The organism is Streptococcus mitis, assembly GCF_019929545.1.
GTDB classification, from domain to species: Bacteria; Bacillota; Bacilli; order Lactobacillales; family Streptococcaceae; genus Streptococcus; species Streptococcus mitis_BU.
Genome location: NZ_JAHZPT010000013.1, coordinates 24,162 through 39,605 on the forward strand (window position 1 = coordinate 24,162; position 15,444 = coordinate 39,605).

The window sequence follows — 15,444 nt, forward strand, 5'->3', positions numbered from 1 at the left end:
CAACACAAACCATATAAATCAATGCCTTCCGCCTTTAGATTGTCCTAGTTCCCGTCTCAAGCGAAACATGTTTTTGAAAAAGATATAGGTTAACCAGTCACTGCCTAGAGATAAGACTATCAGAAGCAACCAAACACCCCAATCACTAGCATCTGATACATAATCTAGAACAAAAGGGAAAAATAAGAATGAAAAAATTGTCATATCCATGCTAAACAGAGCTAAAAGGGAAATATAAATCCAGTAGAAATAGTAGATAATGGGGAAAAACTTACTGTTTCTATCAGCATTGTCTATCCAATAGAAAAAATATAAACAAGGAAATAAGAGTATCAAATGAAACCAATTAAAGGACAATCTCATCATCGACACCTCCTCTTTAAAATTGTTTTCTTTAGTTTCGTTCTATTAAATGTTATTACCAATATAAATCAATGCCTTCCACATTTAGACTTCCCTAGTTCTCGTCTCAAGCGAAGCATTTTTTTGAAACAGAAATAAGTTGACCTATTCAGACCAATAGCTAGCAGAATAAAAAGAAACCAAATGCCCCATAATTTGATATCTGTCAAATTTCTCAAGACGATATTGAAAAACAGAACTGAAACAACTGTCCAAGCAAGGCTAAAAAGAGCATAGAGGGGGATGTAAACCCAGTAAAAATAGTAAAAAATTGGGAAAAATTTACTTTCTCTATTATCCTTTTCAATCCAGTTGAAAAAGTAAAACCAGGGAAATAAGATTATAAATTTAAACAAATGTTTCATCGACACCTCCTTTTTGATAGCGTTTTCTTCACCTTCATTCTATCAAAAAAATCTGGAAATGTCATTCCAGATTCTACTTTTTTATTTGCGTTTTCTTGCGATGAGATGGATTGGAGTCCCCTCAAAAACAAAGGCCTTGCGAATTTGATTTTCCAAGAAACGTAGGTAAGAAAAGTGCATAAGTTCTTCTTCATTGACAAAAATGACAAAGGTTGGTGGTTTTGTTGCCACTTGGGTCGCATAGAAAATCTTAAGACGTTTTCCTTTGTCTGTCGGTGTTGGGTTGATGGCAATGGCATCCATAATGACATCGTTCAAGACAGCTGATGGAATACGTGTGTTTTGACTTTCACTGATTTGTTTGATCATCTCAGGCAGTTTGTGAAGACGTTGCTTGGTCAAGGCTGATACAAAGATAATCGGTGCGTAAGGTAGATATTGGAACTGCTCACGGATATCTTCTTCCCAGTTTTTCATAGTGTGATTGTCTTTTTCAAGTGTATCCCACTTGTTGACCACGATAATCATCCCTTTACCAGCTTCATGGGCAAATCCTGCGATACGCTTGTCGTATTCACGGATGCCTTCTTCCGCATTGATGACCATCAAGACCACATCTGAACGATCAATAGCACGCATGGCACGCATGACTGAGTATTTCTCAGTATTTTCATAAACCTTACCAGATTTACGCATACCAGCCGTATCAATCATGGTAAACTCTTGACCATCTGTATCTGTAAAGTGGGTATCAATAGCGTCACGCGTTGTTCCAGCAACAGGACTAGCAATGACACGGTCTTCTCCCAAGATAGCATTGATCAAACTTGACTTTCCAACGTTTGGACGACCAATCAAACTAAACTTAATGACATCTGGATTTTCTTCCTCATATTCATTTGGAAGATTTTCCACGATGGCATCTAGCACATCTCCTGTACCAATACCATGAACAGATGAGATAGGCAGTGGTTCACCCAAACCGAGAGCATAGAAATCATAGATATCATTTCGCATCTCAGGGTTGTCCACCTTGTTAACCGCTAGGATAACTGGTTTGTGGGTCTTATAAAGTTTACGGGCTACGTATTCGTCTGCATCGGTAATTCCTTCCTTACCAGACACGACAAAGACGATAACATCTGCTTCTTCCATGGCAATTTCTGCCTGGTGCTTGATTTGTTCCATGAAAGGAGCATCGACATCATCGATTCCTCCTGTATCAATCATGCTAAAAGAACGATTGAGCCACTCACCCGTTGCATAGATACGGTCACGTGTCACTCCTTCGACATCTTCTACAATGGAGATTCGCTCACCAGCGATCCGATTAAATAGGGTTGATTTCCCAACATTGGGACGTCCTACAATGGCAATAGTTGGTAGGGCCATAATTTCTCACTTTCTACAATAACTTCTTCTGTTCAAGATTTTTTCTAGTTGAGCTTGGTTCAGCTTGACCAAACTGTTCTGCTAGGCGCTGACTCCAGCTTGTGGTTGCACGCGCCCCAGCATAGTCAGCCTGTACACGGTCATAAGCCTCAATCACATCAACTGTTTGTTCCTGATATTCTTCCTCAAATACCACTTGATTCAATGGCAAGCGAGGTTTGACTTCATGTTCTTCATTTGGTAGTCCTAGTGCCATCCCAAAGACAGGATAGGTGTAGTCAGGCAAATTAAAGAGTTCTGCTACTTCTTCTGACTTGTATCGAACCAAGCCAATAATGACACCACCATAGCCCAAGCTTTCAGCTGCCAACAAGACATTTTGTCCAGCAAGAGCCGCATCGACCGAACTAATCAAGATACCTTCTACACCTTGAGGTTGGAAGGTATCCGTATGGAGTCGTGCTCCCTTTTCTGCACGGTTCAAATCTCCGACAAAGAGAAGGAAAACAGCAGACTGGCGAATAGCTTCTTGAGGCACCAATTCATACAAGGCATCTTTCTTTTCTTGACTTCGGACCACAATCACAGAGTAGGATTGGAAATTCTTCCAAGACGAGGCCATCTGGGCCGCTGTCAGGATTTCAGCCAAGTCTTCCTGAGGAAGGGCTTGCTCTTTAAATCTGCGCACTGAAGTATGAGCCTTCATTAATTTGATTGTTTCTGTCATCGACGGTTCACTCCTTCTAAACGAGTCTCCTCAGCCAAATAACGGATGCGTTCCATGACGCGTCTAGCTTCCCAGGTTTCGTCATTTCCATGTTTCCCTTTAGCGAAATGCTGCTCCAATTCTTCAAAGTTGAAGTTGGAGGTGAAAAAGGTCGGTAAATTTTCCTGCATCCGATATTGGAGAATGACTTGTAGGATTTCATCCCGCACCCAAGCTGTTGATTGCTCGGCACCAATATCATCTAAAATCAGGACTTCAGAAAGCTTAATCTCATCCACCAAGGTCTTAACATTGCCATCACCGATAGCATTTTTGACATCTATGACAAAGCTAGGATAGTGGAGAAGAGTGGATGAAACACCACGTTTTTCTGATAAATCATGAGCTAAAGCAGCCACCATGAAACTTTTACCCACACCAAAGTCTCCATACAAGTAAAGACCTTTTCGAATAGCTGGATATTGCTCCACGAAGGCTAATAACTTTTCAAAAACTGGCAAGCGACCCAAATCATCCAAGTCTACTTGAGCTAAACTAGCTTTCTTGAGACTGGCTGGCAGATTGATTAACTTGAGACGGTTCTTAATAGCCGCTTCTTTTTCCGCTGCGATTAGTTCAGGAGTTTCTTCATAAGAAACATCCGCATAGCCATGATTCATAACCAAAATCGGCTTGTAGCCTTTGGCAATATAATCTGTATCACCACGAAGAAACTTGTCTCGCTCGGTGATGTACTGATTAAACTTGGAGATACTGCGATTCAATTCCTCTGGAGTAAGGGATTTTTGCTGGATAAAGGCCGCAACATCAGGGTCCTTCATGATTTTCTGGACCAAATCTTGATAATGAAAACGGCTAGGTTGACGTTTGAGTACGTCTCCGACACTTTCCATCTAATCTCCTCCTTTTTCTAATCGAGCTAATAGTTCTTGTTTCTTACGTTCTAGTTCCAGACGAGTTTCCTCGCTGGTTTCATTCTTATAATCTGGATTGCTCCACTTGGGTACATTGGACTTGGTAGGACTGGGTTTACTGCTTTTTTGAGCCTGATTCTTTTGCCCACGCTCACGGATGCGTAAGACTGCCTCTTCTGCAGAATGAATCTTTTGATAGGCATAGTCATTGGCCACCTTCATGGCATATTTCTCATTGATGTTTGCCGAATCCACCTTATTAAAGGTCAATAAGAGAATGATATTAATGACTTCGTCCAGCAAGCCCAAGCCAGCCATCTGTTGCAAGAGTTCTCTTTCTGTTTGAGTAATGGTCCCCTTGCGTGTTTGCTTGATTTCTGCCAAGAACTGCAGAGCAGTCTTACTTTTAGCTTCTTTGATAATAGTTGCTTCCTTAGGACTAAAGTCAGAGGAAACCGGTTTTTGAGCAATTTTTTCCCGCATGCGTTTGGTTGAAATAACCTGGGAAACAGCTGTTGCCTTGGCCAATTGATAGGTCTCAAACCAAGTCCATTTCTTCTCCTCGGCAATGGCAAAGAGGTTTAAGACATCTGACTGCTCATCTGCAAAACGAAGCCCATCTCGAGACATAAGCTGACGAAAATGGTCCAAGTCAAAATCGTTAGCCACTTTCTTCTTGAGACCAAGGTCTTCTTGACTTCCTAATTCCGCTAAGTCTGGAAAGACTTGATTGAGCGAGACAGGTATTTCTTCACCATCAGCATTTTCAACCTTCAAATCCTCCACCGCTGCATCGCCAATCTTCTTCTCCAAGAGTCTGCGATAAACAGGATGTTCCAAGAAGTCCTGACTCGAAAGTGGAGTATGGAGAGCTAGCTGATAGGTATCCCCTCTTTGATAGAGGGTTAAAAGATTAAAAGCAGATAGGATTTTCAAGGATTTTATCAATCTATCCATTCCAAAGTTAAGATGGTTGAGAATGCTTGAAAAAAGATATTCCTTTCTACCATTATCCCAAAAACTGATTGTATAAAGATAAAGGCTCAGTGCCTCCTGACCGATAATCGGGAGGTAGCACTGTACCAGAGATGAGGTATCTTGCGACACCCGATTATTCTTTAGATAAGAAAAACGGTCAATTGGCTTCATTTATCTTTCCTTTTTCTTTTTAGAGGACTGGGTGATTTGTTGGAGCAAGCTCTCTAACTCACTGACATCCTTAAAACTACGATAGACACTGGCAAAACGTACATAGGTAATCTCGTCTAACTCAGCCAACTCTTCCATGACGAGTGAACCAATGTCCTCACTTTGAATTTCATTTTCATTTCGACCACGGAGTTTCTGTTCGATACGATTGACTACCATGTTGATTTCATCACTTGACACAGGACGTTTCTGGGCTGAGCGGATAATCCCATTAAAGATTTTATCTCTGGAGAATTGTTCCCGTGTGCCATCTTTTTTAACAACCACTAAGGTTCTTTCTTCTACTCGTTCGTAGGTTGTAAAACGGTGCTGGCATTCGTCGCACTCACGTCTTCTACGAATGGTGTTCCCTTCTTCTGCTTGGCGACTATCGATAACACTTGACTTGGTAGCCCCACATTTTGGACAACGCATCCTTTCCCTCCTTATCGTTTTCTTTTCATTATACCATTTTTTAAACGATTCCCAAAACAATTCTTCTTTTTGCTTGACAAGTTTTTTGTTTTGTTGTATTATTTAATTAAGACAAAAGGATAAAAGAAAGGAGACCAAGATGTCCTGGACATTTGACAACAAAAAACCCATCTATTTACAGATTATGGAGAAAATCAAGCTTCAGATTGTTTCCCATACACTGGAACCCAATCAACAACTTCCAACCGTGCGAGAGCTGGCTAGCGAGGCGGGTGTCAATCCCAACACCATCCAAAGAGCCTTGTCAGACCTTGAACGAGAAGGTTTTGTCTACAGCAAGCGAACAACTGGACGGTTTGTGACTGAGGATAAGGAGCTAATCGCTCAATCGCGTAAACAATTATCAGAAGAAGAATTGGAACACTTCGTTTCCTCCATGACCCATTTTGGCTATGAAAAAGAAGAACTACCAGGCGTAGTCGGCGATTATATTAAAGGAGTTTAAGCCTATGTCATTACTAGCATTTGAAAATGTATCCAAATCTTATGGAGCAACCCCAGCCCTTGAAAATGTTTCCCTTGACATCCCAGCTGGAAAAATTGTTGGTCTCCTTGGACCAAACGGCTCAGGGAAAACAACCCTGATTAAACTAATCAATGGCCTCTTACAACCAGATCAAGGACGTGTCCTTATCAACGATATGAACCCAAGCCCAGCAACCAAGGCCATCGTAGCTTATTTGCCGGATACGACCTATCTCAATGAGCAAATGAAGGTCAAAGAAGCCCTAACCTATTTCAAGACCTTCTATAAAGATTTCAATCTTGAACGCGCCCATCATCTACTTGCAGACCTGGGCATTGATGAAAATAGTCGTCTCAAGAAATTATCAAAAGGAAACAAGGAAAAGGTACAACTGATTTTGGTTATGAGCCGTGATGCTCGCCTCTACGTTTTAGACGAACCCATTGGTGGGGTGGATCCAGCAGCCCGTGAGTATATCCTCAATACCATTATCAACAACTACTCCCCAACTTCTACCGTTTTGATTTCTACCCACTTGATTTCTGATATCGAGCCAATCTTGGATGAAATTGTCTTCCTAAAGGATGGAAAAGTCGTCCGTCAAGGCAATGTAGATGATATTCGCTATGAGTCAGGTGAATCCATTGACCAACTCTTCCGTCAGGAATTTAAGGCCTAAGCAAAGGAGATTATTATGTTTTGGAATTTAGTTCGCTACGAATTTAAAAATGTTAACAAGTGGTATTTAGCCCTCTACGTTGCCGTGCTAGCCCTTTCTATCCTCATAGGAATGCAAGGCCACTACTATAATTATATATCTTTCAAAGATAGCCAACCTTTCCTATTTATCTTTCTGGCTCTCGTCTTTGGCGGCTTGATAATTACACTGGGGATTTCAACTCTTTTCTTGATTATCAAACGCTTCAAAGGAAGTGTCTATGACCGCCAAGGCTATCTGACTTTGACCCTTCCAGTATCCGAACACCATATCATCACAGCCAAACTAATCGGTGCCTTCATCTGGTCTATCCTTAGCTCGGCTGTACTGGCTCTAAGTGCTTTTCTTATTGTGACTATAACGGTTCCAGAATGGATGTCACATTATGACTGGTTCCCACTTGTAGGAACATACCTTCCTCAAATCTCTCTTGTGGGGTTATCCCTCCTACTAAATACCATTTCCAGTATCCTCTGCATCTACTTGGCTATTTCCATTGGACAACTTTTCAATGAATACCGCACAGCACTTGCTGTTGTAGCCTACATTGGGCTCCAAATCGTCATTGGATTTATTGAAGTCTTCTTCAATACCAGTGCTAACTTCTATGTCAATTCACTTGCAGGATTTAATGATAATTTCTATATGGGAGCAAGTACGGGCATTTTTGAAGAACTCATATTCATAGCTATCTTTTACCTCGGAACCTACTATATCTTGAAAAACAAGGTTAATTTGCAATAAAAAATGCCCAGCTAAAAAGCTGGGTTTTGATTTAACTCAATATCAAACTGGCTACAATAGGGCTGACAAAAACATAGAGAATACCGGTGACACCGATAGCCAAACCACCCATGGCTCCTGCTACAGAGCCGTATCGAAAAGCCGTTCCTGTTCCGACTGCGTGGCCTGTTCCTCCAAGGGAAAGCCCGACTGCTACCGGGTCGTCAATTTTCAACCACTTCAAAAGGGTTGGTCCGATAACACTAGTCAAAATCCCAGTCGCCACTACGACAACCAAGGTCACGGTGGTCAAGCCTTGCAATTTTTCTGTAATTCCCACTGCCATAGCGGTTGTCACTGACTTAGGAAAGAGAGAAATGGCTAGGAAAAAGTCCATGCCAAAGATTTTAGCCACAAGGGCTGTGAAAGAGGTATTGACCACTACCGCTAGCAGACTACCAAGGAGAATACTCCGTGCATGGTGCTTCATCAAATGAAAACTCTTATAAAGCGGAATCCCTAGAGCAACGGTCGATGGAACAATCAAGTTGTTCAGATAAACCCCACCTTGGTAGTAATCTTGGTAAGAAATACCCGTCACTTTTAGAAAGATGATAATGAAAACAGCTGACAAAAGCAAGGGCGTTGTCAATGGATGGGGGAAGCGTCTGTAAATCAGCATTCCCACTAGATAAGCTAAAATAGACAGGGCAAGCCCAAACAGGGGATTGGAAACAAATTCACTCATTTGGCATCTCCTTTCTCATAATCTCCCTCAAACCGTCGTTTGATAAACTGAACCACCAAGGCTATGAGGATAATATTGATGACTGCTGCAAAAAAGACAATCAAAACAATTGGCAAAAGATAGGGAGCAATCACATCAAACTTCTCCATGATTCCCACTGCTGGTGGCAAAAAGAGAATGGTCATATTGGCCAGCAAGAAATTCCCCACCATGTTGACATGCCTAGTTCTCAGCCACTTGAATTGTAGGGCTAGAAAAAGAATAATCAAACCTATAATACTGCCTGGGATGGGCAAATGAAAGAAACTAGAGATCCCCTCTCCGATTAGAGAAATCACAAAGAGAATCATTAATTGAACATATAATTTCATCCTAAACTCCACGAAATAGACTTCTTGCATACCAGTTTACTCTTTTTTCAGAAAATTTCAAGGAAATGCACAAGGGATAATGAAAATTAGATAGGAAAGGGGATACAAACAATTCTTGACTTGTGAAAACAGGCATGATTTAGGATAAAATATTCCAGCGTCCTTCTTGTCAGCATTCTTGAAAAGTAGTATAATTATTGCATGCGCAATCATCTTGTGATGCAGAGACTGTCTGTGAATGGACATTCTTCTATTTATAACTCTAAAAAGAAAGGAGATACTATGACCTATTTGGAAAAATGGTTTGACTTCAATCGTCGTCAGAAAGAAATTGAAAGTCTCTTGGAAGAGACCATTGCCCAGCAGAGCGAACAAAGTCTGACCTTGAAAGAGTTCTACCTGCTCTACTATCTGGACTTGGCTCAAGAAAAATCTCTACGCCAGATTGACCTGCCAGATAAGCTTCATCTGAGCCCGAGCGCTGTTTCTCGGATGGTGGCTCGCTTGGAAGCCAAAAATTGCGGTCTACTTAGTCGCAGGTGTTGTGATCAAGATAGGCGTTCTAGCTTTATCTGCCTGACAAGTGATGGGCAAAAGACACTGGCCTCTCTACAAAAGGCTGTCGAATCAAGCTTGGAAACTGGTTTGGATTTCTTGATTTAAGATGATTTTGAAAAAAGTTGCGTGCGCAATCATTTTTCTTGACATTCTCTTTTACAAAGAGTAAAATAAAATCATCATTAAACAAAGGAGTTTTAAACATGATTGAAATTACCTATCTAGATGCCAGTAAGAACGAAAGAACTGTAACTTTCGAGTCTTATGAAGATTTTGATCGTTCACAACAAGCTTGCCTTATCGGCGTCGCAGACTACTACCCTGTCCAAAAATTAACTTACAACGGTCATGATTTGGACTACCATGGGACTTATGGAGATGTCTTCTTCTATCTCATGAAACAAGATTTAAGCCAATATAACTAAAAAAGGAGAAATACAATGGCAAAAGCAATTACAGATGCAACATTCGAACAAGAAACAAAAGACGGTTTGGTCTTGGTAGACTTCTGGGCAACTTGGTGTGGTCCATGTCGTATGCAAGGTCCAATCTTGGACAAATTATCTGAAGAACTTTCAGAAGATGTTTTGAAAATCGTTAAAATGGACGTAGATGAAAATCCAAATACAGCTCGTGCTTTTGGAATCATGTCTATCCCAACTCTTCTCTTCAAAAAAGACGGCCAAGTAGTGAAACAAGTTGCTGGTGTTCACACAGCAGAACAAATCAAGGCTATCGTTGCTGAATTGAGCTAATCAAACGAGAGACCAAGTACTTGCTTTGGTCTCTTTTTTCTTGTCCTTTGCCATTTTTCAAAAAATATGCTAGACTATAGATAGATTATTACGATGTTTGGGACATGCCATCGCTAAAAAAAACCTTGACTTGGTATTTTTTAGCTCCCTCAAGGGAGCTTTTTGCGTGCTCTGAACATTTCCCATTTTGGAAGGAGTACTATGAAACGTCAATCTGCCTTGGTCGTCTTTAGTGGCGGTCAAGATTCTACAACCTGCCTCTTTTGGGCTAAAGAACACTATGAAACGGTTGAAGCCGTCACCTTTGCCTACGGCCAACGCCATCATCTCGAAATTCAAGTCGCTAGAGACATTGCTAAGGAACAGGGGATTCGTCATCATATCCTAGATATGTCTCTGCTGGGGCAAATCACTGAAAATGCCCTGACCTCTGATATGGAGATTGAGCAAAAAGAGGGAGAGGTTCCCAATACCTTTGTTGACGGTCGCAACCACCTCTTTCTATCCTTTGCGGCAGTCCTTGCCAAACAACGAGGCATTAAAGATATCGTGACAGGTGTCTGCGAGACAGACTTCTCAGGCTACCCCGATTGTCGAGATGTCTTTATCAAATCTCTTAATGTTACCCTCAACCTTGCCATGGATTACGACTTCGTTATCCAAACACCTCTCATGTGGCTAGACAAGGCTGAAACTTGGGAATTGGCTGACCAACTCGGTGCCTTTGACTATGTTCGTGAAAAGACCTTAACCTGCTACAACGGGATTATCGGAAGTGGCTGTGGAGATTGTCCAGCATGCCACCTACGTCAACATGGTCTAGATGTTTATCTCTCACAGAAAGGAGAGGACTAATGTTTTTTGCACCCAAAGAAATCAAACAGGAAACCGGGGAGTCTCTTGTCTACAATCCTCACAGAACCTTGGTATCAAAAGAGTTTACCTTCGATGCTGCCCACCACCTCTTTCACTATGAGGGAAAATGTAAGTCCCTGCACGGCCACACCTATCATCTGCAAATTTCTGTCAGTGGATTTTTAGATGAACGTGGCATGACCTACGATTTCGGAGACATCAAAGCGATCTACAAGAACTACTTAGAACCCCACTTGGATCATCGCTATCTCAATGAAACTCTTCCCTATATGAACACGACTGCTGAAAATATGGTTTACTGGATTTTCCAAACCATGAACCAAGAGTTGCCAGACGAGCGCGGTCTCCGTTTGGAATATGTTCGCCTCTATGAAACTCCGACTGCCTTTGCAGAGTTTAGACGGGAGTGGTTAGATGACTAGGGAACGTGTCCTCAAACTACCAGTTCTAGAAATTTTTGGCCCAACCTTTCAAGGCGAAGGCCGTGCAATCGGGCAGAAAACCATGTTTGTCCGCACTGCTGGTTGCGACTACCACTGCGACTGGTGCGATTCTGCCTTTACTTGGGATGGCTCTGAAAAGCCAACTCGTATGACTGCTGACGAAGTCATTGCTGCCTTGGATAAATTGGGGAGCTACGACTATGTAACCCTGTCTGGGGGAAATCCTGCTATCCTAGCAGCCAACATGGCTGAGCTAGTAACCAAACTCAAGGAACGTGGTGTCACTCTAGCTGTTGAGACCCAAGGCTCTCGCTGGCAAAATTGGTTGAAAGACATCGACCAGGTCACTCTGAGTCCCAAACCTCCTTCATCCAAGATGGAAGTCAACTTTGAGACCTTGGACTTTATCGTTTCCCAACTGGATCCAGACAAGGTCACCTTTAAAATCCCTATCTTTGACGATGCAGATTTGTCCTTTGCCAGAGGCATACAAGAGCGCTACCAACCAGATGTCCTCTTCTTATCGGCTGGAAATCCTGAGCCCAAGGCTACGGGTAATATTGTCCAAGACCAACTGGACCGTCTCAAAGAACTCTGGGAACGTATCGCTGCCGACGATAGCTGGGGCAATGTCCGCGTCCTTCCTCAACTCCATACCCTCCTCTACGACAACCAACGTGGTGTTTAAATTAGAAAGAAAAAATCATGTCACAACAAGAAGAAATGAAAAACCTAAGCCTCCTCGGCAACAAAGAAACCAACTACATTTTTGACTATCAACCCGAAATCCTCGAGTCTTTTGACAATCGTCATGTGGAAAATGACTATTTCATCAAATTCAACTGTCCTGAATTTACCTCACTTTGCCCAATCACTGCTCAGCCAGACTTTGCAACTATCTATATTTCCTACATCCCTGACAAGCTCTGTGTTGAGTCAAAATCCCTCAAACTCTACCTCTTTAGCTACCGAAACCACGGAGATTTCCACGAAAACTGTATCAACACCATCGGGAAAGACTTGGTCAACTTGCTAGACCCTCGCTATTTGGAGGTTTGGGGAAAATTCACTCCGCGCGGTGGCATTTCAATCGATCCCTACTACAACTACGGTAAACCTGGAACTAAGTATGAAGGCTTGGCAGAACAACGCCTCTTCCAACACGACCTTTATCCAGAGAAAATTGACAACCGTTAAACTCATACGAAAAAGCCCTGTTCCTCAAAGTGAGGAGCAAGGCTTTTTGAGTTTCAATTATTCTTCTGTTCCAAGGAAGTTTTTTGCAACGAGGGCTGCAAGAACCCCACCAGCGATTGGTGCAAGGATGAAAATCCAAACTTGTTGAAGGGCTGCGCCACCTACCAAGACAGCTGGTGCCAAACTACGAGCTGGGTTTACTGAAAGTCCAGTAATGTTCAATCCGACAAGAATCATCGCCATCAAGGACAAACCAATTACCAAACCAGCAATCGCGCCATTTCCTTTGCTTGCTGAAGTCACCGTCATGATAACTAGGACAAACAAAAAAGTTGCGATAACTTCAAACAAGAATCCACCAAAGACAGTGACACCGTTTGCCAAGGCATTTTCACCAAGACTAGCAGTTGACATCCCTGAGTTAGCCAAGAGGAAGAATACAAATCCAGATGCTAAGAAAGCACCAACTACTTGACCAAGGATGTAGTTTACAAGTTCTGAAGATGACAAACGTTTGTTAACAAACATAGCGATAGAAACTGCTGGGTTCAAGTGAGCACCTGAAACAGTTCCGATTGAGTAGGCTGCAACCACGATGGCTAAACCAAAGGCAAAGGCGATTCCAAGGTGACCTAGGCCATCAAGACCATTTCCAAAAACAACAGCTCCTGTTCCGATGAACACAAGCATGAAAGTACCGATTAACTCAGCGACAAATTTTTTCATTTTCTTTCTCCTTTTTTCAAAAACTAGATACTAGTCTATCAAAAGAGGGAAAGGGTTTCAAGAAAATTGTTTGGAAATTTTCAGGATAAAATTCTATAAAAACGGTAGTGTTTATTTGAAACATTTTTTCCAAAGGTATATACTATCAATATAGTTCTAATAAGTTATTTATTCCCTAATTTGAACTAATTTTTACAACTTTGCTGTTCTTTTATGAACGTTTGAATGGTATCGTGGATACCAAGGAGGAATCATATGTCTAAAGTTGCTATTGTCACAGGTGCAGGTCAAGGAATCGGTTTTGCAATCGCAAAACGATTGGTTCAAGATGGCTTTAAGGTAGGAGTATTAGACTACAATCCCGAAACAGCTGAAAAAGCTGTTGCCGAATTATCAGCTGAAAATGCCTTTGCTGTCGTAGCTGATGTTTCGAAACAGGCAGAAGTTGACCAAGCATTTCAAAAAGTTGTTGACCATTTTGGTGATTTGAATGTTGTCGTAAATAACGCTGGTGTTGCTCCAACTACTCCTCTTGATACAATTACTGAGGAACAATTTACACGCACTTTCGGTATCAACGTTGGTGGTGTCATTTGGGGTTCACAAGCTGCACAAGCGCAATTTAAAGCACTTGGCCACGGAGGTAAAATTATCAACGCAACCTCTCAAGCCGGTGTAGTGGGCAATCCAAATCTAACTGTTTATGGTGGAACAAAATTTGCTGTTCGAGGAATTACGCAAACATTAGCACGTGATTTAGCAGACTCAGGAATCACTGTTAACGCCTACGCACCGGGTATTGTGAAAACACCAATGATGTACGACATCGCTCATGAAGTTGGTAAAAATGCAGGAAAAGATGACGAATGGGGTATGCAGACATTTGCAAAAGATATTACTCTAAAACGTCTATCTGAACCAGAAGATGTGGCTGCAGCCGTCAGCTTCCTTGCAGGACCAGATTCAAACTACATTACAGGACAAACCATTATCGTTGATGGTGGTATGCAATTCCATTAAAATACACAAAAAGAGGTTGGAAAATGATTCAACCTCTTTTATTAGTTTTCATTATCAGTTAGGAGGATACAATAGAAACTCTTTCAATAAGTAATATTAGCTTATCCCTAGTATTGAAAAGACTGGATAGCTTCTTTCAAGTCATCTTGTAAACTATTTCTCTGGTCAAGTTGGACATAGACTTCCAACAGACAGGATCTGAAGTTGGAAAATTTATAAAAATCTTCCCTTTTTTCTATCGGAAAGTCAACAGCTTTTATCCAAGAAGCTACTTGCTCTTGCTCCAACTTCCCTTGTAAAATAGGTTCATAGATCACTCTTGCTAAACGCCAATCCTCATCATCTGTAAAGCGAATCGAAATTCTTTTAAATAGTTGGCCAAGTATCTCAAATACTTCATGAACTCTGTTTTTAGGAAAGCCCGGATGACAAACCACCTCTGTCAGTAAATCGGATCCATGTGCAAAAGAGTGAATCCAACCATACTGACTTGAAAAACCCGTTGTATCCTTTTCTTTTGAAAGATAGTACAAACCTTGATGTAAAAGGACATTGCGAATTTCTGATTGTAATTCCTGATAAAAAATCGATTGCTGGTTGGCATCAGCAGACAAGAGATTTGCATAAATAAGCGCCCTAAAAGAACGTTCGAGTGTTGGCAGGCCTATCTTATCAATCTCTTTGTCTAGTTCTCCATCAGCTGAGACCACATCAGCAATGAAATGAAATTGTTCCTGTGTAAATAGCTCTTCCTGAATCCCTCTAGCAAAGCTTGTAAAAACAAGGTCATCACGAATTTCTGGAGAAGGATCTCCCAAATGATCAAGCAACCACTGGATTTCTTCCTGGTTATAACTTGGTTTTTCTTCTGCTATTTTTCTAAGTAACTCTTGATACATGGTCAATACCTCTACATTTCTAGCAACTTGATATAATCTAGACCCCATTTCTCGACAGCATCTAAAACAACTCTGAATTCCTGCCCCATTTCAGTTAAGCTGTACTCAACTCGTGGCGGAACTTCGGCATAGACCTTTCGTTGAACAATCTTATCCTTTTCTAATTGACGGAGATGACGGGTCAAAATAGTTTGAGTAATCCCAGGCAATAATCTCTGCAATTCTTTAAATCGTTTGGTACCCGTACTCAACTGATAAATGATTACCAGTGCCCATTTCCCCGTTAAAACCCTCTGCGTTGTCGCAAATGGACAAATACCATACTCACTCACTTTATTTGTCATAAAATATCTTCTTTCTATTTTTTAAAAAAATTTATCTTTTAGGGCACCTCTAAAAACTCCACTCTTATCACAAAAGAAAAAATCAACTGTATGTGTCTCATTTAGTTGGCACATTCA

Annotated in this window: 23 protein-coding genes; 11 read left to right on the top strand and 12 right to left on the bottom strand. The window is 41.4% G+C overall.

Features of this window, described 5'->3' with window-relative positions:
- Nucleotides 1-18: 18 nt before the first annotated feature.
- From K1I71_RS05335 to nrdR, 7 genes are all read right to left on the bottom strand, one after another.
- Nucleotides 19-366: a hypothetical protein gene (locus tag K1I71_RS05335; RefSeq protein ID WP_223330401.1), complete on the bottom strand. Its 348-nt coding sequence runs from the start codon at nucleotides 364-366 to the stop codon at nucleotides 19-21.
- A gap of 65 nt (nucleotides 367-431) precedes the next feature.
- Nucleotides 432-767, bottom strand: a complete 336-nt coding sequence (locus tag K1I71_RS05340; RefSeq protein ID WP_223330402.1) for a hypothetical protein — start codon at nucleotides 765-767, stop codon at nucleotides 432-434.
- Between the two features lie 81 nt (nucleotides 768-848).
- Complete coding sequence (der, locus tag K1I71_RS05345; protein ID WP_001207696.1) at nucleotides 849-2,159, bottom strand: ribosome biogenesis GTPase Der; 1,311 nt, start codon at nucleotides 2,157-2,159, stop codon at nucleotides 849-851.
- A gap of 13 nt (nucleotides 2,160-2,172) precedes the next feature.
- Nucleotides 2,173-2,886 carry an NADPH-dependent oxidoreductase gene (locus K1I71_RS05350; protein WP_223330403.1) on the bottom strand — a complete coding sequence of 238 codons (714 nt, stop codon included), beginning with the start codon at nucleotides 2,884-2,886 and terminating at the stop codon, nucleotides 2,173-2,175.
- Nucleotides 2,883-3,779, bottom strand: coding sequence for a primosomal protein DnaI (gene dnaI / locus K1I71_RS05355; protein ID WP_223330404.1), 897 nt, complete (start codon nucleotides 3,777-3,779; stop codon nucleotides 2,883-2,885). The genes K1I71_RS05350 and dnaI overlap by 4 nt, the downstream gene beginning before the upstream one ends.
- A complete protein-coding gene (locus tag K1I71_RS05360) occupies nucleotides 3,780-4,949 on the bottom strand; it encodes a DnaD domain protein (RefSeq protein ID WP_042750630.1) in 1,170 nt (389 codons plus the stop codon).
- Complete coding sequence (gene nrdR / locus K1I71_RS05365) at nucleotides 4,950-5,423, bottom strand: transcriptional regulator NrdR (protein WP_001203672.1); 474 nt, start codon at nucleotides 5,421-5,423, stop codon at nucleotides 4,950-4,952.
- Nucleotides 5,424-5,562: 139 nt separating this feature from the next.
- On the opposite strand from nrdR, the gene K1I71_RS05370 reads away from it, so the two are divergent.
- The 3 genes from K1I71_RS05370 to K1I71_RS05380 are packed head-to-tail and all read left to right on the top strand — an operon-like array spanning nucleotide 5,563 to nucleotide 7,411.
- Nucleotides 5,563-5,928: a GntR family transcriptional regulator gene (locus tag K1I71_RS05370; protein ID WP_000119149.1), complete on the top strand. Its 366-nt coding sequence runs from the start codon at nucleotides 5,563-5,565 to the stop codon at nucleotides 5,926-5,928.
- Between the two features lie 4 nt (nucleotides 5,929-5,932).
- The gene (locus tag K1I71_RS05375) at nucleotides 5,933-6,628 is read left to right on the top strand and encodes an ABC transporter ATP-binding protein (protein ID WP_024057290.1); all 696 of its coding nucleotides are present in this window, start codon (nucleotides 5,933-5,935) and stop codon (nucleotides 6,626-6,628) included.
- Nucleotides 6,629-6,643: 15 nt separating this feature from the next.
- The gene (locus K1I71_RS05380) at nucleotides 6,644-7,411 is read left to right on the top strand and encodes a hypothetical protein (RefSeq protein ID WP_223330405.1); all 768 of its coding nucleotides are present in this window, start codon (nucleotides 6,644-6,646) and stop codon (nucleotides 7,409-7,411) included.
- A 31-nt stretch (nucleotides 7,412-7,442) separates the two neighbouring features.
- On the opposite strand, the gene K1I71_RS05385 is transcribed toward K1I71_RS05380, so the two are convergent.
- Together K1I71_RS05385 and K1I71_RS05390 are read right to left on the bottom strand one after the other, a co-directional pair.
- Entirely contained in the window at nucleotides 7,443-8,138 is a 696-nt protein-coding gene (locus tag K1I71_RS05385) for an LrgB family protein (RefSeq protein WP_084950166.1), read from the bottom strand.
- A complete protein-coding gene (locus K1I71_RS05390; RefSeq protein WP_000781325.1) occupies nucleotides 8,135-8,509 on the bottom strand; it encodes a CidA/LrgA family protein in 375 nt (124 codons plus the stop codon). The genes K1I71_RS05385 and K1I71_RS05390 overlap by 4 nt, the downstream gene beginning before the upstream one ends.
- Nucleotides 8,510-8,791: 282 nt before the next feature.
- Here K1I71_RS05390 and K1I71_RS05395 point away from each other — a divergent pair, with 282 nt between their 5' ends.
- The 7 genes from K1I71_RS05395 to queF all read left to right on the top strand — a co-directional run bounded on the left by K1I71_RS05395 (nucleotide 8,792) and on the right by queF (nucleotide 12,338).
- Nucleotides 8,792-9,172: a MarR family winged helix-turn-helix transcriptional regulator gene (locus K1I71_RS05395; RefSeq protein ID WP_223330406.1), complete on the top strand. Its 381-nt coding sequence runs from the start codon at nucleotides 8,792-8,794 to the stop codon at nucleotides 9,170-9,172.
- 98 nt (nucleotides 9,173-9,270) lie between these two features.
- On the top strand, nucleotides 9,271-9,492 hold the full coding sequence (locus K1I71_RS05400; protein ID WP_000570256.1) for a DUF4649 family protein: 222 nt from the start codon (nucleotides 9,271-9,273) through the stop codon (nucleotides 9,490-9,492).
- A gap of 15 nt (nucleotides 9,493-9,507) precedes the next feature.
- Complete coding sequence (gene trxA / locus K1I71_RS05405) at nucleotides 9,508-9,822, top strand: thioredoxin (protein WP_001029581.1); 315 nt, start codon at nucleotides 9,508-9,510, stop codon at nucleotides 9,820-9,822.
- A 201-nt stretch (nucleotides 9,823-10,023) separates the two neighbouring features.
- Nucleotides 10,024-10,677: a 7-cyano-7-deazaguanine synthase QueC gene (queC, locus tag K1I71_RS05410; protein ID WP_223330407.1), complete on the top strand. Its 654-nt coding sequence runs from the start codon at nucleotides 10,024-10,026 to the stop codon at nucleotides 10,675-10,677.
- On the top strand, nucleotides 10,677-11,120 hold the full coding sequence (queD, locus tag K1I71_RS05415; protein ID WP_223330408.1) for a 6-carboxytetrahydropterin synthase QueD: 444 nt from the start codon (nucleotides 10,677-10,679) through the stop codon (nucleotides 11,118-11,120). The genes queC and queD overlap by 1 nt, the downstream gene beginning before the upstream one ends.
- Entirely contained in the window at nucleotides 11,113-11,829 is a 717-nt protein-coding gene (gene queE / locus K1I71_RS05420) for a 7-carboxy-7-deazaguanine synthase QueE (protein ID WP_223330409.1), read from the top strand. The genes queD and queE overlap by 8 nt, the downstream gene beginning before the upstream one ends.
- A gap of 17 nt (nucleotides 11,830-11,846) precedes the next feature.
- Complete coding sequence (gene queF / locus K1I71_RS05425) at nucleotides 11,847-12,338, top strand: preQ(1) synthase (RefSeq protein ID WP_049538765.1); 492 nt, start codon at nucleotides 11,847-11,849, stop codon at nucleotides 12,336-12,338.
- Between the two features lie 57 nt (nucleotides 12,339-12,395).
- Here the strand turns inward: queF and K1I71_RS05430 are convergent, their stop codons facing one another.
- Entirely contained in the window at nucleotides 12,396-13,064 is a 669-nt protein-coding gene (locus tag K1I71_RS05430; RefSeq protein WP_223330410.1) for an MIP/aquaporin family protein, read from the bottom strand.
- A 255-nt stretch (nucleotides 13,065-13,319) separates the two neighbouring features.
- Between K1I71_RS05430 and K1I71_RS05435 the strand changes: the two genes are divergently transcribed.
- Nucleotides 13,320-14,084 (top strand): (S)-acetoin forming diacetyl reductase, encoded by a 765-nt coding sequence (locus tag K1I71_RS05435; protein WP_223330411.1) that lies wholly within the window; start codon nucleotides 13,320-13,322, stop codon nucleotides 14,082-14,084.
- Nucleotides 14,085-14,191: 107 nt separating this feature from the next.
- On the opposite strand, the gene K1I71_RS05440 is transcribed toward K1I71_RS05435, so the two are convergent.
- Nucleotides 14,192-14,983 (bottom strand): DUF2785 domain-containing protein, encoded by a 792-nt coding sequence (locus K1I71_RS05440; RefSeq protein WP_223330413.1) that lies wholly within the window; start codon nucleotides 14,981-14,983, stop codon nucleotides 14,192-14,194.
- 11 nt (nucleotides 14,984-14,994) lie between these two features.
- Entirely contained in the window at nucleotides 14,995-15,327 is a 333-nt protein-coding gene (locus K1I71_RS05445) for a winged helix-turn-helix transcriptional regulator (RefSeq protein ID WP_000182730.1), read from the bottom strand.
- Nucleotides 15,328-15,444 lie beyond the last annotated feature (117 nt).